This window comes from Caulobacter sp. FG121 (assembly GCF_057809815.1).
Genome location: NZ_JBMDKR010000007.1, coordinates 13091 through 37011, shown reverse-complemented (window position 1 = coordinate 37011; position 23921 = coordinate 13091). Strand labels below are relative to the sequence as shown.

General features: G+C 67.5%; 29 protein-coding genes. 17 read left to right on the top strand and 12 right to left on the bottom strand.

The features are described 5' to 3' along the window. Window positions 1-82 precede the first annotated feature (82 nt). Window positions 83-520, top strand: coding sequence for a DUF1330 domain-containing protein (locus tag ACODSL_RS16270; protein ID WP_488901769.1), 438 nt, complete (start codon window positions 83-85; stop codon window positions 518-520). 36 nt (window positions 521-556) lie between these two features. On the opposite strand, the gene ACODSL_RS16265 is transcribed toward ACODSL_RS16270, so the two are convergent. After that, a complete protein-coding gene (locus ACODSL_RS16265; protein ID WP_488901768.1) occupies window positions 557-1579 on the bottom strand; it encodes a TauD/TfdA family dioxygenase in 1023 nt (340 codons plus the stop codon). An 11-nt stretch (window positions 1580-1590) separates the two neighbouring features. Further along, a complete protein-coding gene (locus ACODSL_RS16260; protein ID WP_488901767.1) occupies window positions 1591-3333 on the bottom strand; it encodes an N-acyl-D-amino-acid deacylase family protein in 1743 nt (580 codons plus the stop codon). A gap of 195 nt (window positions 3334-3528) precedes the next feature. On the opposite strand from ACODSL_RS16260, the gene ACODSL_RS16255 reads away from it, so the two are divergent. Next, window positions 3529-4704, top strand: coding sequence for an acetyl-CoA C-acyltransferase (locus tag ACODSL_RS16255; RefSeq protein WP_488901766.1), 1176 nt, complete (start codon window positions 3529-3531; stop codon window positions 4702-4704). Between the two features lie 186 nt (window positions 4705-4890). Continuing rightward, window positions 4891-5022 carry a hypothetical protein gene (locus ACODSL_RS16250; protein ID WP_488901765.1) on the top strand — a complete coding sequence of 44 codons (132 nt, stop codon included), beginning with the start codon at window positions 4891-4893 and terminating at the stop codon, window positions 5020-5022. Window positions 5023-5025: 3 nt separating this feature from the next. Here the strand turns inward: ACODSL_RS16250 and ACODSL_RS16245 are convergent, their stop codons facing one another. Beyond that, window positions 5026-5481, bottom strand: coding sequence for a COG3650 family protein (locus ACODSL_RS16245; protein ID WP_488901764.1), 456 nt, complete (start codon window positions 5479-5481; stop codon window positions 5026-5028). A gap of 46 nt (window positions 5482-5527) precedes the next feature. Between ACODSL_RS16245 and ACODSL_RS16240 the strand changes: the two genes are divergently transcribed. From ACODSL_RS16240 to ACODSL_RS16225, 4 genes are all read left to right on the top strand, one after another. Continuing rightward, window positions 5528-6649 carry a DNA cytosine methyltransferase gene (locus ACODSL_RS16240; protein ID WP_488901763.1) on the top strand — a complete coding sequence of 374 codons (1122 nt, stop codon included), beginning with the start codon at window positions 5528-5530 and terminating at the stop codon, window positions 6647-6649. A gap of 73 nt (window positions 6650-6722) precedes the next feature. Beyond that, the gene (gene cysK / locus ACODSL_RS16235; protein ID WP_488901762.1) at window positions 6723-7697 is read left to right on the top strand and encodes a cysteine synthase A; all 975 of its coding nucleotides are present in this window, start codon (window positions 6723-6725) and stop codon (window positions 7695-7697) included. 6 nt (window positions 7698-7703) lie between these two features. Then, window positions 7704-8903 carry an FAD-dependent oxidoreductase gene (locus tag ACODSL_RS16230; RefSeq protein ID WP_488901761.1) on the top strand — a complete coding sequence of 400 codons (1200 nt, stop codon included), beginning with the start codon at window positions 7704-7706 and terminating at the stop codon, window positions 8901-8903. Further along, window positions 8900-9316 (top strand): very short patch repair endonuclease, encoded by a 417-nt coding sequence (locus tag ACODSL_RS16225; protein WP_488901760.1) that lies wholly within the window; start codon window positions 8900-8902, stop codon window positions 9314-9316. Before ACODSL_RS16230 ends, ACODSL_RS16225 begins: the two co-directional genes overlap by 4 nt. Here ACODSL_RS16225 and ACODSL_RS16220 read toward each other — a convergent pair whose 3' ends face one another. The 7 genes from ACODSL_RS16220 to ACODSL_RS16190 form a co-directional block, all read right to left on the bottom strand. After that, complete coding sequence (locus ACODSL_RS16220) at window positions 9317-11053, bottom strand: ATP-binding protein (RefSeq protein ID WP_488901759.1); 1737 nt, start codon at window positions 11051-11053, stop codon at window positions 9317-9319. Between the two features lie 107 nt (window positions 11054-11160). Next, a complete protein-coding gene (locus tag ACODSL_RS16215) occupies window positions 11161-11643 on the bottom strand; it encodes an OsmC family protein (protein WP_488901758.1) in 483 nt (160 codons plus the stop codon). Continuing rightward, window positions 11643-12026 carry a hypothetical protein gene (locus ACODSL_RS16210; RefSeq protein ID WP_488901757.1) on the bottom strand — a complete coding sequence of 128 codons (384 nt, stop codon included), beginning with the start codon at window positions 12024-12026 and terminating at the stop codon, window positions 11643-11645. The genes ACODSL_RS16215 and ACODSL_RS16210 overlap by 1 nt, the downstream gene beginning before the upstream one ends. 2 nt (window positions 12027-12028) lie before the next feature. After that, a complete protein-coding gene (locus ACODSL_RS16205) occupies window positions 12029-12409 on the bottom strand; it encodes a VOC family protein (RefSeq protein ID WP_488901756.1) in 381 nt (126 codons plus the stop codon). Window positions 12410-12431: 22 nt separating this feature from the next. Further along, window positions 12432-13595 (bottom strand): acyl-CoA dehydrogenase family protein, encoded by a 1164-nt coding sequence (locus ACODSL_RS16200; RefSeq protein ID WP_488901755.1) that lies wholly within the window; start codon window positions 13593-13595, stop codon window positions 12432-12434. Continuing rightward, window positions 13595-15385, bottom strand: a complete 1791-nt coding sequence (locus ACODSL_RS16195) for an acyl-CoA dehydrogenase C-terminal domain-containing protein (protein ID WP_488901754.1) — start codon at window positions 15383-15385, stop codon at window positions 13595-13597. Before ACODSL_RS16195 ends, ACODSL_RS16200 begins: the two co-directional genes overlap by 1 nt. A 40-nt stretch (window positions 15386-15425) precedes the next feature. Next, window positions 15426-15908: a MerR family transcriptional regulator gene (locus ACODSL_RS16190; protein WP_488901753.1), complete on the bottom strand. Its 483-nt coding sequence runs from the start codon at window positions 15906-15908 to the stop codon at window positions 15426-15428. A 148-nt stretch (window positions 15909-16056) separates the two neighbouring features. Here ACODSL_RS16190 and ACODSL_RS16185 point away from each other — a divergent pair, with 148 nt between their 5' ends. Both ACODSL_RS16185 and ACODSL_RS16180 read left to right on the top strand, forming a co-directional pair. Then, on the top strand, window positions 16057-16398 hold the full coding sequence (locus tag ACODSL_RS16185; protein ID WP_488901752.1) for a hypothetical protein: 342 nt from the start codon (window positions 16057-16059) through the stop codon (window positions 16396-16398). Between the two features lie 32 nt (window positions 16399-16430). Then, complete coding sequence (locus ACODSL_RS16180) at window positions 16431-16865, top strand: hypothetical protein (protein WP_488901751.1); 435 nt, start codon at window positions 16431-16433, stop codon at window positions 16863-16865. Window positions 16866-17226: 361 nt separating this feature from the next. Here ACODSL_RS16180 and ACODSL_RS16175 read toward each other — a convergent pair whose 3' ends face one another. Both ACODSL_RS16175 and ACODSL_RS16170 read right to left on the bottom strand, forming a co-directional pair. Beyond that, on the bottom strand, window positions 17227-17643 hold the full coding sequence (locus ACODSL_RS16175; RefSeq protein ID WP_488901750.1) for a hypothetical protein: 417 nt from the start codon (window positions 17641-17643) through the stop codon (window positions 17227-17229). Between the two features lie 111 nt (window positions 17644-17754). Beyond that, window positions 17755-18441 carry an XRE family transcriptional regulator gene (locus tag ACODSL_RS16170; RefSeq protein WP_488901749.1) on the bottom strand — a complete coding sequence of 229 codons (687 nt, stop codon included), beginning with the start codon at window positions 18439-18441 and terminating at the stop codon, window positions 17755-17757. 60 nt (window positions 18442-18501) lie between these two features. Here ACODSL_RS16170 and ACODSL_RS16165 point away from each other — a divergent pair, with 60 nt between their 5' ends. The 8 genes from ACODSL_RS16165 (at window position 18502) to ACODSL_RS16130 (ending at window position 23914) form a co-directional block, all read left to right on the top strand. Further along, window positions 18502-18816: a helix-turn-helix domain-containing protein gene (locus ACODSL_RS16165; protein WP_488901748.1), complete on the top strand. Its 315-nt coding sequence runs from the start codon at window positions 18502-18504 to the stop codon at window positions 18814-18816. A 2-nt stretch (window positions 18817-18818) separates the two neighbouring features. Beyond that, on the top strand, window positions 18819-19736 hold the full coding sequence (locus ACODSL_RS16160) for a ParB/RepB/Spo0J family partition protein (protein WP_488901747.1): 918 nt from the start codon (window positions 18819-18821) through the stop codon (window positions 19734-19736). Next, a complete protein-coding gene (locus ACODSL_RS16155; RefSeq protein ID WP_488901746.1) occupies window positions 19729-19935 on the top strand; it encodes a hypothetical protein in 207 nt (68 codons plus the stop codon). The genes ACODSL_RS16160 and ACODSL_RS16155 overlap by 8 nt, the downstream gene beginning before the upstream one ends. Then, window positions 19932-20105 (top strand): hypothetical protein, encoded by a 174-nt coding sequence (locus tag ACODSL_RS16150; protein WP_488901745.1) that lies wholly within the window; start codon window positions 19932-19934, stop codon window positions 20103-20105. Before ACODSL_RS16155 ends, ACODSL_RS16150 begins: the two co-directional genes overlap by 4 nt. Next, complete coding sequence (locus ACODSL_RS16145; protein ID WP_488901744.1) at window positions 20102-20410, top strand: hypothetical protein; 309 nt, start codon at window positions 20102-20104, stop codon at window positions 20408-20410. Before ACODSL_RS16150 ends, ACODSL_RS16145 begins: the two co-directional genes overlap by 4 nt. After that, entirely contained in the window at window positions 20407-20871 is a 465-nt protein-coding gene (locus ACODSL_RS16140; protein ID WP_488901743.1) for a hypothetical protein, read from the top strand. The genes ACODSL_RS16145 and ACODSL_RS16140 overlap by 4 nt, the downstream gene beginning before the upstream one ends. Then, window positions 20868-22844, top strand: coding sequence for a transposase domain-containing protein (locus ACODSL_RS16135; RefSeq protein WP_488901742.1), 1977 nt, complete (start codon window positions 20868-20870; stop codon window positions 22842-22844). Before ACODSL_RS16140 ends, ACODSL_RS16135 begins: the two co-directional genes overlap by 4 nt. 80 nt (window positions 22845-22924) lie before the next feature. Next, window positions 22925-23914, top strand: coding sequence for an AAA family ATPase (locus ACODSL_RS16130; protein WP_488901741.1), 990 nt, complete (start codon window positions 22925-22927; stop codon window positions 23912-23914). Window positions 23915-23921: the final 7 nt, after the last annotated feature.

The window sequence follows — 23921 nt, the reverse complement described above, 5'->3', positions numbered from 1 at the left end:
CAAGAATGCTCATCAAGACATCAGGATGATCCCTGCCAGAAAAAGGCGGCGGTCCCCATCATCTCCAGCGGTGAATACCCCCATGACCGGCTCCATCGACCCCACACGTCCGCAGTTCGACGTCTTCAAGGCCCTGCCCCGCGCCGAACCGATCCACATGCTCAATCTCGTGCGGGTACGCGCCCTGGCCGACTATCCGGAAGGTCATCCGAACCACGGCAAGGGGATGACGGGCCTTGAGGCCTACCGCGCCTACGGCCGGGAGAGCGCGCACATCTTCAAGCGCGTCGGCGGCCGGCAGGTCTGGGCCGGGCGGCCCGACGTGGTCGTCACCGGCCCGACCGACGAGCGCTGGGACATCGCCTTCATCGCCGAATATCCGGGCGGCGGGGCGTTCCTCGCCATGATCACTGACCCCGAATACCGCGAGGTGGTCAAACACCGTCAGGCCGGCGTCGAGGACAGCCGCCTGATCCGCATGGCCCCGATCACCGAGCTGGGCGAAGGGTTCGGGGAGTAGCGGGGACATGTATCCGGCGAAGCCGGTACGTGTCCCCTACCCCACCGCATCCAGCCGGCTGATGACCTTCTTCCGTCCCCAGTGATCCGACACCGTGTTGCGGAAGTATGCGGGACGATCAGTCAGGGCCTGGGTCTCGAGCCACAGCCGCTTCAGGTGGCGGATCTTCCCCGCCGCCCGGTCGTCTTCGTAGGCGGTGCGGCCGTGCAGGACGTGGAAGTTGTTGATGAACTGCATGTCGCCGGGCTGGAAGTCCATGAACACGCTGTAGCGGCCGCTTTCCGACGCCTCGAGAATCCAGGCGAGAGCCTCCTTCGCCTTTGCGGTCAGACGCGGCGCGTCCGGGTGGCGCTGGGAAGCATGGATGTAGGGCGCGATCAGCCGCACGAAGAGGCGGCCGTTCATCTCGCTGAACACCGGCAGGCCGTACCAGCCCGGTCTGCCGGGTCCCTGCTCGCCCCGCGCGTCGAAGGGCTGGGGCTTGTAGAGTTCAGCGGCCAGATCCGGGCGTTCGCGCACCAGCGCATTGTGGATGGCGACCGAGTTGCACACCGCGGAGAGCCCGCCGGAGACGCCCGTCTGCAGACACATCAGACCGACGAGGTCCGAGCCGTCGCAGTGGAAATCGAGTCCGACGAGCCCGATCTCGTTGCCCCGCGCGGTGGGGTCGCCCGGCGCCTTGTTCTGATCGGTCACATCGCCCAGCAGGTGGCCGTGCTTGTTCTGCGGCCAGGGTTTGCCGAGATGCGCCCCGATGCCCCAGTAGGCCAGGCACATGTCGTCATTGCTGTAGCGGGCGCGGGGCAGGCCCCGGATGCGGACGAAGCCCCGGCCGTTGATCAGGGTCTGTTCGATGGCCTCAAGCCGCCTGCCGAGCGTCGGCAGGGGGAAGTCGGCCTTGCCGATGTCGAGCAGGTCGTCGGACACGGACCGGGCATGAACCAGGGCGGCGTCGATCTCGGCGATCTCAACCTCGGTCAGGATTTCGGTCCAGGCCGTCGGATCTGCGACGTCGGCGGCGGTCCACTCGCATTCGGCCTCAAGGGTCCGGGGCGTCATGGCCGGTCTCCCTATTCCGCAGCCATGGCCATCGGCGCGGCCTGGGCGCCACGCACCAGACGCCCCGGTAGCGCGCCAGTCGGCTCGCCGTCGCGGTAGGTGATCTGGCCGGCGACGACGGTGGCGACATAGCCGTCCGCCCGCTGCACCAGCCGTCGCCCGCCGGCCGGCAGGTCGTACGCCACGCTCGGGGCGTGCAGGGTCAGGCCGTCGTAGTCGATGACGTTGAGGTCCGCGCGCAAGCCCACGGCGATCTGACCGCGATCGAACAGACCGACGGCCGCCGCCGTGTCCCGCGTCTGCATGCGGATGACCTCTTCCAGCGCCAGTTTCGGCCCGCGCGTGCGATCGCGGGTCCAGTGGGTCAGGTTCGAGGTCGGGAAACTGCCGTCGCAGATCATGCCCACATGGGCCCCGCCATCGGACAGGCCCGGCACGGTGTCCCGGTGGCTGAGCATGGCGAAGCTGGGGTCGAGCGAGCCGTCCGCATAGTTCAGGAACGGGTGGTAGAGCATGCCCCGCCCGCCGTTGCTGAGCATGTGGTCCAGCGCGACCTCGTCCGGCCACAGGCCACGGCCGGCGGCGAGCGCCTTGACCGTATCGTCCTGTGTCGGCTCGTAGTCGGGTTGTTCGGTCATCAGGAACATGTTGTCCCAGGCGCGCAGCGCGCTGCCGGCGAAGGGTCCCTTGGGGTCGATCTCTTCGCTCAGCAGCCGGGCGCGGAAAGCGGGGTCGGAAAGGTGCGCCACCCGCTCGGCCAGCGGCAGATGGGCGATCTCCTTGTAGGTCGCATGCTGGCTGAACGGGTTGAGGGTCAGCTCCAGCCCGAACAGCACGCCGACGGGCCGGCCGGCCACCTGGGCCTTCATCGGCAAGCCGGCGTCCACGGCGTCGGTCAGAGCGGCGAGCAGAATCTTCCAGCCGTCCTTGCCCCGCGCGCTCTGGGCCAGTGAGAAACTCAGCGGACGGCCCGAGGCCTCGACCAGCCGGCGGAACATGGCGAACTCCCCGGCCGGATCCTGGAAGTCGGAGACGAACTGCAGCACGCCCTTGCCGGCGGCCTTCAGCGCCAGGGCGATGCCCGTCAGTTCGTCCTCCCCGGCCGTCAGGGTCGGGGTCGGCTGGCCGTCGCTGGTGCGGTGATTGAGGGTGCGCGAGGTGGAGAAACCCAGCGCCCCGGCCTCGACCGCCCCTTTGGCGATCACGGCCATGGCGGCGATATCCTCGGCCGTCGCCGGCTCACGGTTGGCCCCGCGCTCGCCCATCACATAGACCCGCAGCGCGGCGTGCGGCAGCTGGGCGGCGATGTCGATGTCGAAGCGACGTTTTCCGACCGCGTCGAGGTACTGCGGGAAAGATTCCCAGGTCCACGGCAGGCCCTGGGTCAGCACAGGAAAGGGAATGTCCTCGACGCCTTCCATAAGCCGGATCAGGCGGTCGTGATCCTCCGGCTTGCAGGGCGCGAAGCCGACGCCGCAGTTGCCCATCACGGCCGTGGTGACACCGTGCCAGGAAGAGGGCTGCAGTCGCTCGTCCCAGGTCGCCTGGCCATCATAGTGAGTGTGAATGTCGACAAAGCCCGGCGTCACGATCCGGCCGCTCGCGTCGATCTCCTCGGTCCCGGCCGGCAGATTCGGGCCGATGGCGGCGATCAGGCCGTCCTTGACCCCGACATCGGCCGCAAAGGCCGGCGCTCCGGATCCGTCGATGACGCTGCCGCCCCGCACCACGAGGTCAAATGCCCGTTCGGCCATGATTTCCATCCCTTATCGTTGATCAGGATGGTCGGTCCGGGTGACGCGAACGTCAACCCTGACATTGGCCGAGGCGACGTCATTCCGGGGCCTGGCGGTCGGTTTACGCGCGCGTGAACTTTTCCTTTTCGTCGGCTTCGCCTAGGGTCGCGACCGACAATTCAAACTGTTGTTTGAGAGCAAAGGGAAAACGCCATGCGCGAAGCCGTAATCGTGTCCTACGCCCGTACCGGCCTCGCCAAGGCGGGTCGCGGCGGGTTCAACGCCACGCCGCCGATGTCGATGGCCGCGCACGCCATCAAGCACGCCGTCGCCAAGTCGGGCGTCGAGCTGGACTTCGTCGAGGACTGCTACCTGGGCAACAACGCCCACGGCGCCGCGAACATCGGCCGCCTGGCCGCCCTGCTGGCCGGCATGCCGGTGAACACCGGCGGCGTGACCATCAACCGCTTCTGCTCCTCAGGCCTGCAGGCCATCGCCATGGGCGCCGACTACATCCGCGCCAGCGGCGGCGACTGCGTTGTGGCCGGCGGCGTGGAGAGCATCTCCATCCCGGGCGGCGGCATGGGCGGCTCGGGCACGGTTGATCCGGAACTGATGAACATCGCTCCGGCGATCTTCATGGCCATGATCGACACCGCCGACATCGTGGCCAAGCGCTACAACATCAGCCGTGAGTACCAGGACGAGTACAGCCTGCAGTCCCAGCAGCGCATGGCCGCCGCCCAGGCCGCCAACCTGTTCGCCGACGAAATCGTGCCGATGGCGACCAAGATGAAGGTCGTCAACAAGGAGACCAAGGAAGAGTCCATGGTCGACTACGTGGTCAACAAGGACGAGTGCAACCGTCCTGAAACCACGCTGGAAGGCCTCGCCTCCCTGCAGCCGGTCAAGGGTCCGGGCAACTTCGTCACCGCCGGCAACGCCAGCCAGCTGTCGGACGGCGCCGCCGCCGTGGTGCTGATGGAAGCCAAGGAAGCCGAACGCCGCGGTCTGAAGCCCCTGGGCCGTTTCGTGTCCTGGGCCGCCGCCGGCTGCGAACCCGATGAAATGGGCATCGGTCCGGTCTACGCGGTGCCCAAGCTGCTCGCCCGTCAGGGCCTGAAGGTCGACGACATCGACCTGTGGGAACTGAACGAAGCCTTCGCCAGCCAGTGCCTCTACAGCCGCGACAAGCTCGGCATCGATCCCGCCAAGTACAACGTCAACGGCGGCTCCATCTCCATCGGCCACCCCTTCGGCATGACCGGCGCCCGCTGCACCGGCCACCTGCTGCAGGAAGGCATCCGCCGCAAGGCCAAGTGGGGCGTTGTCACCATGTGCATCGGCGGCGGCCAGGGCGGCGCCGGCCTGTTCGAAATCTACAGCTAGTATAGACGGGCGCGTTTCTGGCCGAATGGTCAGGGCGCGGATCGACCTTTGCCTGGTTTTACCGGGTCTGGCGGCCCTCGGGACCTTCCCGGGGGCCGTTCTGTATTCAGCCGCAACTTTTCCGTTCATCGGCCGTTAAGGCTGTGGGCGCAATTGTGTCCTGTCGACCCTTCAGGAGAAACGACCATGGCCGTCAAGGCCGCCTTCGCCGCCGCCGTCGCCCTGGCTGTCGCCATTGCGATGCTGCTGCCGCTGCCGAACCAGCGTTCGGAAGCCCGCGCCTCGTCGATCCAGACCATGGACCTGAGCCGGGGCTGAGCCCTATTGCCCTTCGCGCGGCTGGGCCGCCGTCGGGAACCCGCAGCCTTTCAGCGTCTCGCCGCCCCAGACCACCTGGGCGGTGTAGCCGTACTTCAGATCACTCATCCCGTCGGAACACTCGCCTGCGGTCACTGTCACGGTGACCGGGGTCGCTCCGGCCTGGGCCGTCCAGGTCGCGGCGGCGTCCGTCGCGGCGAGGCCAGCGTTGGTCGCGGTCGCGGCCGGTGCGTCCGGACGGGTCAGGACAATGTCGGTCCCCTTGATGTCGACCCGCCAGAACGGCTCGGTTCCACTGGCGCTGAAGTCGACCCTGAACGCAGCGCCGGCATCGGCCGCCGGCGCGGGCGTGGCCGCAGGCGCGTCGGCCGGCGGCGCTGCTTCCCCCCCGCCAGGTGCTTCCGGCTGACAGGCGGCGAGCAACAGGGCGGCGGCGGACAGGACGATGATGCGGCGCACGGCGGCTTCTCCTCGACAGGGCCGGAACAGGCTACGCTGCCTTTTGATGAGTCGGAACGGTCCTCTCGGATTCTATGAATTCTTCGCCGGAGGCGGCATGGCCCGCCTCGGCCTGGGAGACGGCTGGTCATGCCTCTACGCCAACGACTTCGACCCGGTGAAGGCCGCGACCTACCGCGCCAATTTCACCGACGCTGACGAGCACCTTCACGAGGGCGATGTCTGGCAGGTCAAGCCGGCCGACCTGCCCGGACAGGCCGACCTCGCCTGGGCGTCCAGCCCCTGTCAGGACTTCAGCCTCGCGGGCAGCCGCGCGGGCCTGGGCGGCGGTCGGTCCTCAGCCTTTTTCGGCTTCTGGACCTTGATCGAGGCTCTGAACCACGAGGGCCGCGCGCCACGCGCCATCGTGCTCGAAAACGTCGTCGGCCTGTTCACCTCGCATAGTGGCGAGGATTTCACGGCGCTTTGTCGCGCGCTGGCCGGACAGGGTTATCGCTTCGGCGCTCTGGAAATCGACGCCGCCCGGTTCACCCCCCAGAGCCGGCCGCGGGTGTTCGTGGTCGCGACCCGGGACGCCGCACCCGTACTGACGGGGCGCTGCGCGTTCCACACCCGGGCTGTTGACCAGGCGCACGCCCGTCTTCCCGCCGATCTGCAGGCGAAATGGGTGTGGTGGAACCTGCCGTCGCCGCCCACGTGCAATACCGATCTCGCCGCATTGCTCGAAGACAGCCGCGCGGTTGCCTGGCGATCACAGGCGAAGACGGACGAACTGCTGAACCAGATGACGCCGCTCAACCGCGCGCGTCTTGATGCACAGAACGGCCGGACGGTCGGCGCGGTCTACCGCCGCACCCGCGGGGGTGTGCCCCAGGCCGAAGTGCGCATCGACGGGCTGGCGGGTTGTCTTCGGACCGCGCGGGGCGGCTCATCCCGGCAGTCTGTGGTGGTGGCCGAGGCCGGCGACGTTCGCTCGCGCCTGATGACCCCGCGCGAAGGGGCCCGGCTGATGGGGCTGCCCGACAGTTACACCCTGCCAAACTCGGACACCGCCGCCTTCCACGTCATTGGCGACGGCGTCGCGGTTCCGGTGGTGCGCTGGCTGGCGTCACATCTGCTTGAGCCGTTGCTTGCGAGTGGCCGGACCGTCGCCTTCGCCGCCGAATGAGCGCTGACAACCCTATCGCGGGGCTATAGTTTTCCCGCGACAAAGGGCGCCTGACCTTCCGGAGACCTCCCCCATGAGCAAGTATGACGCCGCCCGCTACAAGCGCGCCGGTCGCGGCAAAATCTACGAGTCCATTCTCGACACCGTCGGCGATACGCCTCTGGTGCGCTTGCCCAACCTGACCGCCGAGCTCAAGCCGCGCGCGACCGTGCTGGGCAAGCTCGAGTTCTTCAACCCGATGAACTCGGTCAAGGACCGCATCGGGGTGGCGATGGTCGAGTGGCTGGAGGCCGAGGGCCACCTGAAGCCCGGCGGTATGATCGTCGAGCCGACCAGCGGCAACACCGGCATCGCGCTGGCCTTCGTCGCCGCCGCCAAGGGCTACAGGATCACGCTGGTCATGCCCGAAAGCATGTCGATGGAGCGGCGCAAGATGCTGCTGATCCTCGGCGCGCGGCTGGAACTGACCCCGGCCGAAAAGGGCATGCGCGGCGCGGTGGCGCGGGCCCAGGAAATCCTCGAGGAAATCCCCGGTTCGGTGATGCCGCAGCAGTTCGAGAATGAGGCCAACCCGCTGATCCACCGGGTCTCGACGGCCGAGGAGATCTGGAACGACACCGCCGGCGCGGTCGACGCGGTGGTGTCCGGCGTGGGCACGGGCGGCACGATCACCGGCGTCGGACAGGTGCTCAAGGCGCGCAAGCCGTCTCTCAAGATGGTCGCCGTCGAGCCCGAGGCCTCCCCGGTGCTGTCCGGCGGACAGCCGGGCGCGCACAAGATCCAGGGCATCGGCGCGGGGTTCGTGCCGGGCATCCTTGATCGCGGCGTGATCGACGACATCGTCAAGGTCAGCAATGACGACGCCATCGCCATGGCCCGCAAGTGCGCGTCGGTCGAGGGAATCCCGGTCGGCATCTCGTCCGGCGCGGCGCTGACGGCGGCCTTCGATCTGGCCTCGCGACCGGAATACGCGGGCAAGGTGATTGTCACCATCATCCCCAGCTTCGCCGAACGGTATCTGTCGACGGCCCTGTTCGAAGGGCTGTAGCCGCCCGTGAAGGTCGGCGTCGTCGGGTGCGGGGTCGGGGGCATGGCGGCGGCCGTCGCCCTGGCCCGGCGCGGCCATGAGGTCACGCTTCTGGAGGCGGTCGATGCGCCACGCCCGGTCGGTTCGGGCCTGCTGCTGCAGCCGACCGGCCTGAAGGCCCTTGGCGTCCTGGGGCTGGAGGAGTCGGTTCGGGAACGAGGCGCGCGGATCGATCGGCTCGACGGCCGCGATCTGGCCGGCCGCAAGGTGCTCGACGTCGACTACGCGGACTGGCGAAAGGGCGGACACGGGATCGGCATCCACCGGGGCGTGCTGTTCGATACCCTGCACCGGGCCCTGTCGCCCGCCGGTGTGACGCTGGTGACCGGCGCCCGGATCGTGCGCCTCGAAGACCGGGGGCGACCCGTGCTCCATGACGCCGTCGGTCGGGCGCATGGACCGTTTGATCTGGCCGTGGTCGCGGATGGGTCGGCGTCAGGCCTGCGCAATATCGTCAGGCCTCGCGCGCGCGCGCGTCCCTACCCCTGGGGGGCGGTCTGGACCAGTGCGCCGGACCCCGACGGCGCCTGGACCGGGGCCCTGCGCCAGATCTACGACCGTGCCGAGGTGATGGTCGGCGTGCTGCCGGTGGGACGCGGGCCGGAGGGTGGCGACACCCCGCTGGTGAGCCTGTTCTGGTCGCTGCCGGTCGCCGACATGGACGCCTTCTTCGCGGGCGACTTCGACGCCTGGAAGGCGCACGTACGTCAGGTGTGGCCGGCGGCGACGCCCCTGATCGATACGCTCACCGGTCCAGAGGTCATGGCCCGCGCCGTCTATCGGGATGTCTGGGTCGGCCGCTGGAGCGAAGGCGCAACCCTGCTGATCGGCGACGCCGCCCACGGGACCAGCCCGCAACTCGGCCAGGGCGCCAATCTGGCGCTGGTCGACGCCGTGGAACTGGGCGAGCGGTTCGCGTCCACGACGACATCCGTCGCCGTCACGGCCCGCGCCTACGAAACCAGCCGGCGCTGGCATGTGATGCCCTATCAGTTCATCTCATGGGCCATGACGCCGCTGTTCCAGTCACGCGGCGGCTTCTGGGCGGCCGTACGGCGCTGGCTGTTCACACCGCTGTCGCGAACCCCGGGCATCCGCCAGTTCGGCGCGGCGGTTCTCACCGGCACGGCGCGGCTCAGCCGCTGGCCCGACGCCACACGGCCATGACCGACGTCTTCGATCCGGCGAAGCGCTCGGCCGTCATGCGACGGGTCAAGGGACGCGATACCGGACCGGAGAAGACCATACGCCGCCTGCTGACGGCGCTGGGCGCGCGGTACCGGCTGCACCGCAAGGATCTGCCGGGCAATCCGGACATCGTCATGCCCGGTCGCCGCCTGGCGATCTTTGTTCACGGCTGCTTCTGGCATGGCCACGACTGCGCGCGTGGCGCGCGCATTCCAAAGACCAATCGCGACTACTGGCCGGGCAAGGTCGCTCGCAACCGCGAGCGCGACGTCGTCAGTCGGACTTCGCTGGAGGCCGCCGGCTGGCGTGTCGAGACGATCTGGGAATGCGACATGAAGGACGAGGCAGCGCTTGCAGCGCGACTTTCGAGCCTTCTGGACCAGTCCGCCTGATCAGGCGGCAGCCCTGTCGTCCGCGTCTCCAAGGGCGACGTCGAGCGCCGCGTAGAGGGCGGCCGGGTCGATCGGCTTGGCCACGTGCCCCGTCATCCCCGCCGCGCGACAGGCTTCCCAGTCGCGTTCGGTCGCCGACGCCGTGATGGCGATGACCGGCACGGACTGGTTGGGTCCGGCCTGGGCGCGCAGGCGGCGGGTCGCTTCCCGGCCGTCCATGTCAGGCATGTAGACGTCCATCAGAACCACGTCGAAGCGCTCGCGAGCGAGGCGCTCGAGGCCCTCCTCGGCGGAGGCGGCCGTTTCCGGCGTGATGCCGAGCGGCGCGAGCATCAGCGCGACGGCCTGACGGTTGATCACATGATCGTCGATGACCAGCACGCGCGCCTCGACGGCCTCGGGGGCCTTGGCTTCGGCCGGCGTCTCGGCCTTCGCCAGCGTGAGGCTGAGGGTGAAGACAGCGCCTTCGCCCGGAGCGCTGGAAGCGGTCAGCTCGCCGCCCATCAGGCGCGCCAGTTCGCGGCTGATGGCCAGGCCCAGGCCGGAGCCGCCGTGCTTGCGCGCCGTCCCGGCATCGAGCTGGTCGAAGGGCGTGAACAGACGGGCGACCTGGTCGGGCGTCATGCCGGGCCCGGTATCGGCGACGGCGACCTGGATCGACCAGCCCTCGCCGGTCGGCTGCGCGGCCAGGCGCAGGGTGATCGAGCCCTCAGCAGTGAACTTCAGGGCATTGGAAATCAGATTGTTGAGCACCTGCCGGATACGGGTCGGGTCGCCCATGACCCAGTCGGGCAGTTCGTGCGCGCCCTCGACGCGCAGTTTCAGGCCCTTGTTGCGCGCCTCCGGTCGCCACATGCGCAGCGCCTCGGTGACGGCTTCGCGCAGGTCGAACGCGACGCTCTCGACCTCCATCCGCCCGACCTCGATCTTGGCCAGATCCAGCAGGTCATCGAGCAGGCCGCGCATCATCTGTCCGGCCCCCCGGATCAGGCGGGCCTGGGCGCGGCCCTGTCCCGGGGCGGTGCGTTCCAGTTCCGTGGCGCCGGCGAGAATGGCGCTGATCGGCGTGCGGAGTTCATGACTGATCATCGCCAGATAGGCGGACTTGGCCTCGACGGCGGCCTCGGCCTCGGCGCGGCGGCGATCGGCCTCCTCATGGGCCAGCAGTTGGGCGCGACGCGCTTCCTCGGTGCTGATCCAGGCGCCGATGATGTTGAGCATGATCAGGCCGACGCCGATCATCATGGTGGTCAGCATCGGCCCGGCGACGCGACCGTAGTCGAGCATCGGCATGACCAGGAGGTACAGACCGTAGGGGGTCGCCGAGGCGGCGAAGGCCAGCCGGGAGCCGCGGCTCAGCGCGATCAGGTTGATCATGGCGCTGGCGATGACCGCGACGCCCAGGGCGGGGCCGTAGCCCGGAACGTTGACCCACAGGGCCACCGCCAGCCCGCCGAACACGAGCGCCCCGGGGGAGAACAGGGCGACGGCGATATTGGCGGCTTCGGCGGGCGTCTCGACCGGCTTGCGCAACAGGCGCGGGGCCATCCAGGACTCAAGATACTGGGTGCCGATGTAGGCGGCCGACCAGAACCAGGTCATCCACCAGCCAAGGGCCAGATGCAGTGCGACGCCGACGACGAGCGCGGTGGCGATCCGCAGCCCGATATGGCGCTGCCGGGCAAATGTCGAAGCCCCGATCCCGAATTTGTCCAATGGCTTTGTGTTCGTCGTCACGTCGACCTCCCCGGTCTTGGGGACATCCTGCGGGCAGTCTCCCTAAGACTCAGTGAAAGAGCGACGTTTTCCGAAATGGTTAACGGCGTGAACCTTCCGGGCGAAAATCAGCCCGCACCGGCGCCCTTGATCGGAGCTTCGACAACCACCTCGGTTTTCACCGAATTGGCGATGAAACACTCTTCGTGCGCGGCGTGGTGAAGCGCGTCGAGTTCCTGACCGGTCGGCTGCCTTTCGTCGAAGGTGATCTCGGGGCGAAGGGCCACCCGGGTCACGGCGATCCTTCCCTCGGGCGTCTTGCGCATCACGCCCTCGGCCCGGTCGCGATAGGCCGTGACCACGAAACCGGCCTCCCTGGCTTTATGCAGGAAGGTCAGCATGTGGCAGTTGCTGAGGGCCGCCACCAGCATCTCCTCCGGATCCACTGCGTCGGCGGACGACCAGGGCAACGGCACGACGCTGGGCGAGGATGAGGCCGGAATAGTGATCCCGCCGTCAAAGGCGATGCTGTGCAGGCGGCTGTAGCGGCCGGCGAGGAAGTCTTCGTCAGGCTTCAGCGTCCAGTCGATGATCGCGGTGTAGGCTGCCATCAGCGGTCCTCCTTGACCCGACAGGCCGCTCCAATGGCGCGGGGGGCGTAGGTATAGGTCAGGCGGACGCCGGCCGGGAGTGGGCGGGGAAGCCGACAGTCGGTGAAGTCTTCACGGCCGTTGAACAGCACATGAGAGGGCCGGGTGGTCCAGAGGTTCAGCACGGGGCGCTTCAGGGTCGAGGCCAGGCCTTCGACACAACCGGTTTCGCCCGGCGCCACCCTTGCCAGCGGCGTTTGCCAGAATGGCTCGCGGGCGCTCGATGACTGTCCGTTGGCGGCCGTGACCTTCACGACCCGGCTCCTGCCGTCGCGCAAGCGGCCGAGGATTGCCTGGTCCGAGTGGTTCTCGACGCAGATGATGGCAGGAACCTCGTCCAGCACGGCTACGCCTCCCGGGGAAAACAGGCGGCCTCCAGCTTGGCGCCGTCCGGGTCGAAAATGAAGGCGCCGAAATAGGGCGTCAGGGCCGCCTGACGCGGGCCGGGCGCTCCGGCATCCCGACCGCCATGGCCCAGCGCCGCGTCGTGAAAGGCGCGCACAGCCTCATCGCTGGAAGCTCGAAGGCAGACATGGTGACCGGTGTCCGGATCGGCCGGCGTCATCCCGGGACGGTGATTGAGCCAGACCTCGGGGTAGCGCTTGCCGAACCCGACCGTCCCCGGCCGCTCCACCAGTCGCCGGTATCCCAGCGCACCCAGCACCGCGTCGTAGAAGACCGCGCTGCGGGTGAGGTCGCTGACCGCGATGGAAAGATGATCGATCATCCGCCCTCCCGGCGCGGCGTCCTCAGAGCGTGCGCGCGATCAGAACCTTCATGATCTCGTTGGTGCCGCCGTAGATCCGTTGCACGCGGCTGTCGCGATACATGCGGGCGATCGGGTACTCGGCCATGTAGCCGAACCCGCCGAACAGCTGCAGGCAGCGGTCAATGATCTTATTCTCGAGATCGGTCAGCCAGTACTTGGCCATCGAAGCCGTCGCGGCGTCGAGCTTGCCCTTGAGATGCTGCTCGATGCAGTGGTCGACGAACACCCGGGCGACGGTCGCCTCCGTCTTGCACTCGGCGAGCTCGAACTGGGTGTTCTGGAAGTCGATGATCTTCTTGCCGAACGCGTTGCGCTGTTTGACGTAGTCGATGGTCAGCGCCAGCGCGCGCTCGATCGTGGCGATAGCCTGAACGGCGATGTTCAGCCGCTCCTGCGGCAGCTGGCCCATCAGCTGGAAGAACCCGTGCCCTTCGCCGCCGCCGAGCAGATTGGCGGCCGGGACCCGGACGTCGTTGAAGAACAGTTCGGACGTGTCAGCGGCTTCCTGGCCCAGCTTGTCGAGGTTCCGGCCGCGCTCGAAGCCCGGCGCGTTGTCGGTTTCGACGACGATCAGCGAGGTGCCGCGCGCGCCCTGGGTCGGGTCGGTCTTGCAGACGACGATGATGAAGTTGGCGGTCTGGCCGTTGGTGATGAAGGTCTTGGAGCCATTGATGACGTATTCGTCGCCATCGAGCTTCGCCGTGGTCTTGATGCCCTGCAGGTCGGACCCGGCGCCCGGCTCGGTCATGGCGATGGCGCTGACCAGTTCGCAGGTCGCCAGCTTCGGCAGCCAGCGCTGCTTCTGCGCCTCGGTCCCGCAGTGCAGGATATAGGGCGCGACGATGGCGTTGTGCAGGGACAGGCCGAAGCCGTCGACGCCCTTGGCGCCCAGCTGCTCCATGAGGATGACCTCATGGCGGTAGTCACCGCCCATGCCGCCGTATTCCTCGGGAATCGACAGGCAGGAGAGCCCCGCCTCGGCGGCCTCGGTCCAGAACTCCCGCTCGACCTTGCCGTCCTCGCGCCATTTGGAGACACGGAATTCGGGGGCCTTCTCGTCGAAGAACTTGCCGACGGCGTCCTCGAAAATGACGATGTCTTCTTCCGCCAGGGAGGGCGTGCGCTCGAGGTTCAGAACGCCCATCAGAAGGCCTCCGCGGGAATGGACATCATGTTGGCCGAGCCGGCCTTCATCTTCGTCAGGTGGGCGCCGGTGTCCGGCAGGATGCGCTCGAGGAAGTACTGACCGACCGAAAGCTTGCTCGCGTAGAAGGGATCGGTGTCGCCGGCCGCGATCTTCGCGAGCGATACCTTGGCCATCAGGGCCCACATGTAGGCCAGGCCCGTGATGCCGAAGAGGTGCATGTAGTCGGTTGAGGCGGCGCCGGCATTGTCCGGATTCTGCAGGCCGTTCTGCATCAGCCACATCGTGCCGTCCTGCAGCTGCGCCTTGGCCGAAGCCAGACCGTCAAGGAACGGCTTCATGGCGGCGTCGGCGGCGTTCTCCTCAACGAAGGCGTCGATCTCGGCGAAGAAGCTCATCACCGCGCGACCGCCGTTGGCGGCCAGCTTGCGGCCGACCAGATCGAGCGCCTGAATGCCGTTGGTGCCCTCGTAGATCAGCGCGATGCGGCAATCGCGCAGGTACTGGCTGGCCGGGAAATGCTCGGTGAAGCCGCTGCCGCCGTGCACCTGCATGCCGTCGACACAGGCCTTGAAGCCCTTGTCCGTCAGGTAGCCTTTGAGCACGGGCGTCAGCAGCCCCATGTAGTCGTTGGCCTTCTGGCGAACTGCCTCATCGGGGTGACCGTGGCTCAGGTCGCCGTGCAGGGCGGTCCAGAACAGGAAGGCGCGGCCGCCCTCGATGACCGCGCGACTGTCGAGCAGCATGCGGCGCACATCAGGGTGGACGAGGATCGGATCGGCCGGGCCATCGGGGTTTTTCGGTCCGGTCAGGGACCGGCCCTGCAATCGGTCCTTCGCGAAGTCCCGGGCGGCCTGGTAGGCGGCTTCTCCCTGGGCGATACCCTGCAGGCCGACGCCGATGCGGGCCTCGTTCATCATGACGAACATGATCCTGAGGCCGCTGTTCTCTTCGCCGATGAGGAAGCCCCTGGCCTCCTCGTACTGCATCACGCAGGTGGCGTTGCCGTGGATGCCCATCTTCTCTTCGAGGCCGACGCACTTGACGCCCTCGTTACGCGGGCCGACCGAGCCGTCGGCATTGGGCAGGAACTTCGGCACGATGAACAGGCTGATGCCCTTCACCCCGGCCGGTGCGCCTTCGATTCGGGCCAGCACGAGGTGGACGATATTGTCCGCCATGTCGTGCTCGCCGGCGCTGATCCAGATCTTCTGGCCGCTGATGCGATAGCTGCCGTCGGCCTCCGGAACGGCCTTGGTGCGAAGCAGGCCCAGATCCGTGCCGCAGTGCGGCTCGGTCAGGTTCATGGTGCCGGTCCACTCGCCCGAGACCATCTTCGGAAGGTAGGTCTGCTTCTGGTCGTCGCTGCCGCCGGTATGGATCGCCGAATAGGCGCCGTGGGCCAGTCCCGGGTACATCGAGAAGGCCATGTTGGCCGAGCTCGACATCTCGCTGAAGGCAAGGTTGACCACGTGCGGCAGACCCTGGCCGCCATAGGCCGTGTCGGATCCCAGACCCGTCCAGCCACCGGCGCAAAGCTGCTTGTAGGCTTCCTTGAACCCGTCGGGAGTCTTGACGGTGAAATCAGGACTCCATTGGCAGCCCTGCTTGTCGCCGACCGAATTCAGGGGCGCCAGCACCTCGCTGGTGAACTTCGCCGCCTCTTCGATGATCTGCTCGACGACATCCATCGAGGCGTCGGCGAACGTCGGCAAATTGGCATACCGGTCTATCTCCAGCACATCGCGCAGGAGGAACACGTGATCGCGAGCCGGCGGCTGATAGGCCATGGGCGCTCCGTTGGGTCGGGGGTCTGGACGTCAGACTCGGCTACTTGCCGAGGGCGTGCTCGGCATGACCGTCGAGGCGGGCCCGCAGCATCTGGTCATAGTCGGCGGCCTTCGGCAGAAGGTCGGGCCGCTTTTCGGAGAGATGCTTTTCGAGGCGGTCGCAGGCCGCGCGCAGTTCGTTGATGGCCCCTTCGATGTCCTCGCGCTGCTGCTCGAGGTCGACGATCTTTTCCTTGAATTTCTTCAGGGAGTGGGCGTTCTGCTGCATCGCCTCGTCGTGCTCGCCATAGAGCTCGAGGATTTCGCGGATTTCCTGCAGCGACAGGCCCACGCGCTTCCCGCGCAGGATCAGGATCAGCCGGGCGCGATCCTTGTAGGAATAGACCCGGTTCATGCCGTCACGGGCGGGGGTCAGGAGGCCCTTGTCCTCGTAAAAGCGCAGCGCGCGAGGCGTGGCTTTGAACTCGGTGCAGAGCTGGCGAATGGTGAAAGTGCGTTCAGGACGCCGCAGTTCGGTTGGCATTGTTTCCTCCCGTGCCACCGTTTCTTGTTGGGACAGGCGTATATGCCCCTTACGTCAACGTCAACAGTCGCAATTCCGTGATGCCTACCGAAGATTGCATGATTGATTGCCATCACCTTTAGTGGTGTGGTCCGCGCCGGAGATCACAATGGCGGAGACGGGCATGGACCGGATTCAGGTCGCATCAGCCGTGGCGGAATCACTTTTCGAGGCCGAGAGGGCCGTAGAGACGGCGATCGCCCGGGCCGTGGGTTTGAAACGCCAGATGAAGGGGGCGGGACCGGCGCTGGGCCTGTCGCCCCCTGCCGGAAGCCTGGCGCTTGCGCGCGTAGCGGCGGCGGTCGACGCGCTCACTGAGGCGCGACGTGAAGTTGTCCGAACCCATCAGGAACTGGAACGCGTCGGCAGGCAGCTGGGTCTCGACACCCTCGGTTTCGGGCCGCTGATCAAGCCGGCGGAGGGCCGGATGGAAAGGCTGTCACTCGACTGACCCTGACCCATGGAGCGTTTGCCGTCCTCCTGGTGATCGCGGCGGTCGGCGCGCTGTTCAGAGGCGGACTCGTCGAGCGGCAGGGCGCGGCCCTCTTTATCTGCGCCTGGCTGGCGTCGCTGTTTGCCCAGTGGCTGTCCGGCGAGACTTCACCCGGCCTGTGGCTGCCGATCATTGACGCGACTGTGCTCGGAGCCCTCGTCGGCCTGTCCTGGCGCGCGCCACGGCCGTGGCCGGTCTATGCCTGCGGGTTCCAGATGCTCGCCCTGGCCGGCGATCTGGCCAAATGGGTGCAGGCAAGCCTTGAGGTCACGGTTCACCTGTCATTTCTCGCGGTCACGGCCTTCGGCGCGGTCGGCGTTCTGGCTGTGGGGAGACAAGAGAGGCTGGAGTCGCGGCATACGATGGGATTCGCCGGGACACCGTGGGATGAACCCTTGACCCACAAGGAAAAAATCGGCCGATAGCGATCATCGACGAAGGCGCGGCGCTGTCTAGAGTCGCCGCCGGTTTAGACGGGCCCGGGACAGGACCGGCTAGAGTCCGCGCCCCCGGCGCACCGATCTCTCAGAGGTCGATGAGGGCCGCCCAAACGCCTTATCAGAAAGGGGTTGCCGAACTCGCGCTGGCGCTTGCCGAGGCGCGTCCGGAAAAATCGGGCCGACCGACTGCACGCCGAAGTGGGACCTCAGGGGGTCCCACTTAGGGTTGGGGGTCCCACTTCCCGGGAAGGCTATCACCATAAGGGGTTAGAGCAAACGTGGCGGCGAGGCGCCTTCGCCGGCAGATTAAAGAAGTGGGACCCTGCTGGTCGGGTCTACTGGAGCTCTAGGGCTGCCGAACCGTCGCGACCAAGGTCCATATCTCGTCGCTGGCGCTGACCTTGACGCAGGCCGCCGGCGTACAGGCGCGGACGTTGTCTCCGCCGATATCGGTAGCAGCCTCGACCTCTCGCTGGACGCGAGCGAAATGAACGGGGTCGGCGTTCGGATCGACGACGTCGAAGATGGCTTTGGTCGCCGTCGCCATCGCCCCGTAGCGCTTACCCCGGTTGGCATGCTCGCCGAAGGCGACCAAACTATCTATCGCCGTCGGCCCGCGCCCGCACGCACGGAAGGTGGTCTCTTCGACCACAACCAAATCGCACGCGAATCCGTCGTCGGAAGGCGCGGTGTGTAGGACCGCACTGGGCACCGAAGGCGAGTAATTATGGCTGGCGATCTGCAACGCGGCCAGGCGGTCCATCCTAGCGGGATAGGTCTCCGCAGCGGCCGTCTCCGGCGGAGGCGGGTTGGGGCCGCACCCCACCAACAGCCCCAAAGAAAGTGAACATAGGAACCGTTTCACACTGCGCTCCTAGAGTAGCTGGCCGACCCAGAGGACGCGGCCGATGATCTGCAGACTGCCCATGTCGCCGCCTTCGATGGTCTCAGCGGGATAGGCCGGGTTGTCAGATATCAGCTGGATCCCGCTGGCCAAACGACGGAATCGTTTTACGCGAGCGTCGCCCGCCAGGACGAAGGCGAAGATCCCATCGAAAATGCGCTGATCACCTTCATCGATCATCAGGAGAGCGCCGTCTTTGATGCCGGGCTCCATGGAATCCCCGCGAGCCTCCAAGACAGCCAGGCCCGATGCCGACGTGCGGTTTAGGCGCTTCCGGAGGAACGCGCCCGTAAACGGAACATCATCGAGGCGACGCCGGCCATCGTTCCAAGACCCTGCGCCGGCGGCCAGCGTCGCTGAATAACGGGGGATCCTGACAAAGGTCCCATCCGAATCAGGGCCGTCGCCCCGGCCCCACACCAACCAGTCGATCGAGCACCCAAGCGCGTCCGCCATCTTGGCTACGATGTCGAGCCGCGGCCCAGCCTTCCCGTCGCCCCGCACATATTTCGAGACTGTGTTCTGGGGGACGTCCGCCCGGGCCGCGAAGGCCGTCGGCTTCTCGGGTTCCATCGCTTCGCGAAGGCGAGCGCCAAAGCCCCGGTAGTCGAAATTAGGGTCAAATTCCAAATCGTTCATGCCGAAACGGTCCGTCACGCCTTGACGGAATCCTGAAACGGGGGGAAATATCACGTTCGTGACGTGAGGACCCCAATCGTGTCGACTTCTCCCCGGGCCGCCAAGAAGCCCGTTGATCGTCATCCGGAGCTGATCAAGGCGCATATCCGCATGCGGGGCATGACGCTTTCGCGCCTCGCGACGGACCACGGGCTCCATGAGAGTGCGGTTCGTGCGGCCCTGATCAGACCTCAGCCGGAAGCCGACAAGGTCATTTCAAAGTTCCTGGGCGTGTCTCTCCATGAGTTGTGGCCGACGAGATACGACCCTGAAGGTGGTCGCATCCGTCACGTTCGTGATGAAGATAATCCCGAACAGCCGACAACGCACCGTCTATCGGCGGGGGCGCGTTAGACATGGCCTCTCCCGCTCTTTCCGTCGCGACTTCCACCACCGACCTCGCGGTCGTCGAGCAGACGGTGATGCTGCCGATCGACATGATCGACGACAGCGACCGGCTGCGGCCGGTTGATCCGAACTGGGCCGCCGCGCTCGGCAGGATTATGACCGCCGACGGCCAGGACGATCCCATCTCGGTGTGCCGGCTGCCTGGTCGGAATGGCTGGAAGCTGATCACCGGCGGCCACCGCCTGGCCGGCGCCCGCGCCGAGGGCTGGACCGAAATCAAGGCCGTGGTGAAGTCGGCCGACGCGCTCGACCGGCGGCGGCGCGAGGTCTCCGAGAACCTCTGGCGCAAGGGCCTCGACCCGCTCGATCGAGCGGCCTTCGTTGCAGAGCTTCACCAAGTGATGCGCGCTCGGGCAGGTGTTGATCCGGAGGCCTCACCACAAGCCATCGCAATAGCCGCGCGGTGGCAAAAGGTCCTGAAAGCTGAAGCTCAGGATGCGAGCGACACGATGTCGCTCGTATACGGCTTCACCGCCGAGATCGGCGAAAGCCTCAACTTGAACAAGCGCTCGATCGAGCGCGATCTCGAACTCTACCGCCGCCTCACCCCCTCCGTCGCGGCTCAGCTCCGGGCCCATCCGGTGGGCCGAAACGCCGCCCAGCTGCGGGCCCTGACCAAGCTGTCAGAGGCCGATCAGAAGCGGGCCTGCGAGATGATCCTGCAGGGCCGGGTCAAGAGCGCCGGCGAGGCCGTCGCGCTGTTGGCCGGCAAGGTTCAGCCCTCGGCGGAGGCCAAGCGCCTGTCGGCATTCATCGGGGCGCTGCAGCGCATGGGCCGCGCCGAGCGGAAGGCCGCCCTGACGACCATCCGCCCCCTGCTCAGCAAGGAAGAGATCGCGCTCCTCACGGGGGCGACGGATGCTTAGGTCGATCGACTGGGTTCTGCAGCACTCCACCTCGATCTGGTGTGACGTGATCCGCGACCGGATCGCCGCCGGCGTCGGTCCAGAGCCGATGGCGAAGGTGTTCCGGATCAAGCTGGACACCTTCGCCACCGTGCGTTTCGACGGCGGCCGGTCCGACCTGGTCCTGGCCGTCTGCCATTGCCCGGCAGGTGACGCATGAGCGGCCGCGCCCTGCCCGGCAAGGCTCGGCTCGCGCCTCGTTCTGGCCAGCCGGTCTATCCCCACGAAATCGAGCCAGGCCGCTCGGTGGTGAACAATTGGGACAAGGAACTGTTCGAGACCTGGGCCGATCGCAAGGCGCGGCTGGCCCGGGAAAGGGCGGGCCAATGACGGACCGCATCATCCCCACCGCCGACGAGGCCGAGCTGCTGCGCCAGAAGACGGCCGAGCTGCATGCCCTCGCGGATCGCCTCTACATCGGCCAGTTCTCCGACGGCATGTGCTGGGGGCCGCAGCCGTTCATTGTGCGCGCCTTTGTCTGGGCTTCGTTCCTCGGCGTCGCTCCCCTGCCCGAGATCATCAAGGCGACCTATGGCGCCCAGGCGATCACCGAGATCGCGGTGAACGGCTGCCGCGACCAGGTCGCCCACCTCTCCTCCTACCGCGTCAACCTCCCCGTTCGGGAGGCCGCATGACCAAGCGCCGCCACGCCTTCGATGACGCCCAGCTGGACCTGGCCCTTGGCGTGCCAGAGGCCGCGACCAGCGATGGCGCCCTGAGCGCCCTGGCGCGGGAGTGCGCCTCGGCCGTCGCCGAGATCCTGCGGCGCGACCCGCGGAACCGCTACGACGTCGCCGCCGCCATGAGCGCGCTGATCGACGACGAGGTCTCCAAGCTCATGCTGGACGCCTACGCCAGCGAAGCCCGCGACGGTCACCGCGTGTCGTTCGACCGCATGCTGGTGCTGATCGCCGCCACCGGCCGATACGATGTGTTGCGCGCCCTGCTCCGCCGGATCGGCTGCGATCTGCTGGTCGGCGAGGAAGTGTTCCTGGCCGAGATCGGCCACCTGGAAGCTCAGAAGCGCACGATCGACAGCCGCCTTCGGACCCTCAAATCGGTCGCCGAACCGCGCACCGGAGGTCGCCGAAAATGACCACGGTGGGGGGGCGTCAGACCTGGTTTACGGCGGCCGAGCTGGCCGACCTTGCGCTGCCCGGATTGCCCGGCGTGAAACGCAAGATCAACGAGTTGGCCAAGGCCCGCCGCTGGGCCCTGCAGGTCGACAGCGCCGGCGCGGCCCTGGCCCGGCCGAGGGCCGGCCAGCGCGGCGGCGGGCTGGAATATCATCACTCCGTCCTGCCGCCCGCGGCGGCCGCCGAGCTGATCCGCCGAGGCCTGGCGGTCCCGGCCAATGTCATCGTCGCCAACCCGACCGCCGCCGACCATCTGTGGTCCTGGTTCGAGCGCCAGACCTCGAAGGTCAAGGCCGAGGCCCAGGCGCGGCTGGAGGCCGTGGACGCGGTGCTGGCGCATGAGGCCGGCGGCTCCACCCGGTCGGCGGCCGTGGCCCTGACCGCAGCCACACGCGGCGTCAGCCCGGCGACCCTCTGGCTCTGGCTGGGCATGATCAAGGGCGCCGCGCCCGAGCATCGCCTGCCGCGCCTGGCCCCGCGCCGACAGGGTGGCGGAGCCTGCTCCGAGATCGACCCGGCGGTGTGGCAGGTGTTCCTGTCCGACTATCTGCGGCCCAGCGCGCCGACCATGGCCAGCGTCTACTGCCGCACCCTCGATTTCGCCCAGAAGCAGGGCGTCGAGATCCCCCATCTGAAGACCTTCCAGCGCCGCCTGGAGCGCGACGTGGACGGCCGGCTGGTGATCGCCAAGCGGTCTGGTCAGGACGCCCTGCGCGCGACCATCCCCCACCAGCAGCGGTCGGTCGCCGACCTGCGCGCCCTGGAGCTGGTCAATATCGACGGTCACCGGTGGGACGTGTTCGTCCGCTGGCCAGACGGCACGATCGCCCGGCCGATGATGGTCGCCATCCAGGACGTGATGAGCCGCAAGTTCGTCGCCTGGCGCATCGCCGAGACGGAGTCGGCGGTGCTGACCCGGCTGGCGTTCGCCGACCTCTTCAAGCACTGGGGCATCCCCGACGCCTGCCTGATGGACAACGGCCGGGCCTTCGCCAGCAAATGGATCACCGGCGGGGCCAAGAGCCGGTTCCGGTTCAAGATCAGGCCCGAAGAACCCACGGGTCTGCTGACCTCTCTGGGCGTGAAGATCCACTGGGCCTTGCCCTTCAGAGGCTCCTCAAAGCCCATTGAGCGGGGCTTCAGAGACTTCTGCGACGCCATCGCCAAACACCCCGCTTTCGAGGGCGCCTATACCGGCAACCGGCCCGACGCCAAGCCCGAGAACTACGGCTCGCGCGCCATCGACCTGGACGTGTTCCGGCGCATCGTCGACCAGGGCATCGCCGCCCACAACGCCAAGACCGGCCGCCGCACCGAGATGGCCCGCGGGGGCAGTTTCGACCAGGCGTTCGAGGCCTCGTATCGCCGCTCGGCGATCCGCCACGCCGGTCCCGAACAGCTGCGCCTGGCCCTCTTGGCCGCCGACCAGCTGAGGGCCGCGCCCAAGTCCGGCGAGATCTCGCTCTACGGCAACCGCTACTGGTCCGATGAGCTGTACGCGGTGGCAGGCCAACGGGTGACGGTCCGGTTCGACCCGGACGATCTGCAGTCCGAGATCCACGTCTACACCCTGGACGGAGCCTTCCTGGCCAGCGCGCCGGTGATCGCCGCCACCGGGTTCCTGGACGCCGGCGCGGCCAAGGTCCGCGCCCGCCAGGAAGCCGACGTCAAGAAGAAGGCCAAGGCCCTGGAGCAGGCCGAGAACCTGCTCACCGCCGCCCAGCTGGCGGCCATGCTGCCCGACGCCGAGGAAGACGAAACACCGCCCCAGCCGGCGGCCCTGCGCCCCGTGCGGACCCGCGGCGTGGCCGTCGCGGCCCGCCCCGCGCCCCAGCGCACCGTCGTCATCGATCAGTTCGCCGACGCCATGGAATCCATTGCAGCCACCCCTAAACGCCAGGCCTTCACCGTCGTCGACGGCGGCCTGGAATGAGAACGGCCGCGAGGGGCTGGAACCCCCTCGCGGCCGGTAGCCGGGCCGAAAGGCCCAACAGGAACAGGAGATTGAGTCGCATGAACCTCGACCGGGGTCAAACCCACTTCACGCCCGACGAAATCGACGCTCTGCGCGAGCGTCTGAGGGCCTTCAAGGAAGCCAACGGCTACAGCTGGGGCCGCATCGGCCAACTGACCGGCGTCGCCCAGGGCACCCTCTCGGGATGGGTCCCGGGCACTTACAACAACGGCAAGATCCACGAGACCCATGAGATCGCCACCAAGGTCCACCGGTTCTTCATGCGGGTGGAAAGCCAGAGCCAGCTGGACCGGGAAGCGGCGATCATTCCGCCGTTTCAGGCGACCCGCACGGCCCGCCGGATCCACGCCTGTCTGACCTTCGCCCAGCGCGGCAAGATCGTGGTCATCGTCGGCGACCCCGGGACCGGCAAGACCGCCGCCCTGGACCAGTTTCACATCACCGGATCGAACGTCTGGAAGGCGACGATGTCGCCCTCGACCTCGTCCCTCAACGCCTGCCTGCTGGCCCTGATGCGCGCCCTCGGCGCGAGCCGCCTGGGCGGGGCGAGCGAAGCCTTGTCAATCATGATCCGGGACAAGGTCGCCAACCGCCAGGGCCTGTTCCTGATCGACGAGGCGCAGCACATGTCCGAGCGCGCGCTCGAAGAGATCCGCGCCATCCACGACGACACCGGCATCGGCATCGCCTTGGTCGGAAACCGGGAAGTACTGACCCGGATCGAGGGCGCCGCCCGCACCGCCGCCTTCGCCCAGCTGTTCAGCCGGGTCTCGATCCGCCACATCTTTTCCAAGCCGGAAGTCGAGGACGTGGAGCTGCTGCTCAACGCCTGGGCCGTGACCCGCGAGCCCGAGCGCGTCTTCCTGCGCAAGGTCGCGTTGAAGGCCGGCGGCGGCGGCGTGCGCAGCCTGACCCATACCCTGGAGCTGGCCACCCTGCTGGCCCAGCAGCAGGGCGACGACCGCGTTCTCGACCACCTGGAAAGCGCGTGGGAGCAACTCTCCTCCCGCCCGCTGGCCGCGGCGTGAGGGCGGT